Source organism: Bartonella sp. CL63NXGY, from assembly GCF_042194905.1.
Taxonomy (GTDB): Bacteria; Pseudomonadota; Alphaproteobacteria; order Rhizobiales; family Rhizobiaceae; genus Bartonella.
In genome coordinates, this window is sequence record NZ_JBHINK010000093.1 from 1 (window position 1) to 383 (window position 383).

Annotated in this window: 1 protein-coding gene; it reads right to left on the bottom strand. The window is 38.6% G+C overall.

What is annotated here, in order from left to right:
• Window positions 1-78: 78 nt before the first annotated feature.
• Complete coding sequence (locus ACFIK0_RS09410) at window positions 79-327, bottom strand: cytochrome b5 domain-containing protein (protein WP_375663912.1); 249 nt, start codon at window positions 325-327, stop codon at window positions 79-81.
• Window positions 328-383 lie beyond the last annotated feature (56 nt).

Here is a 383-nt window from a genome sequence, read left to right on the forward strand (position 1 = left end):
ACAGGACTACTTCAAGTTAGTCATATAAACTAAAAAAGCTGTTGAACAGATTCTACCTGCTCAACAGCTCTTTAACTTTTAAACTTCTGGTTCGCCCACGTACTTGCCAACAACTGGCAATTCTTTAAGAACACTATCCTGATGCATGGACCGTTTCAACGCAGCCGAAATATCGTGTCCAGCAAGGTTACCGTGATGATGACCTTCCTTCCAGTTTGGAATGCTAGTTACATCATAAACATCCCCGTTGACTGCAACATATGCTGGATGACCATTTTTACCATCGTATTTTGATAACTCGTCAGCAGTAAATGTCTTCGTAGCCATAGTTGTTCTCCTCTCGACAATTTATTTATTGTTTTTTTAGTATAACATTAACTAAA

Bases quoted from the DNA above. Each gene is read 5' to 3' on its own strand.
- ACFIK0_RS09410 (WP_375663912.1), bottom strand. From the start codon at position 327: ATGGCTACGAAGACATTTACTGCTGACGAGTTATCAAAATACGATGGT.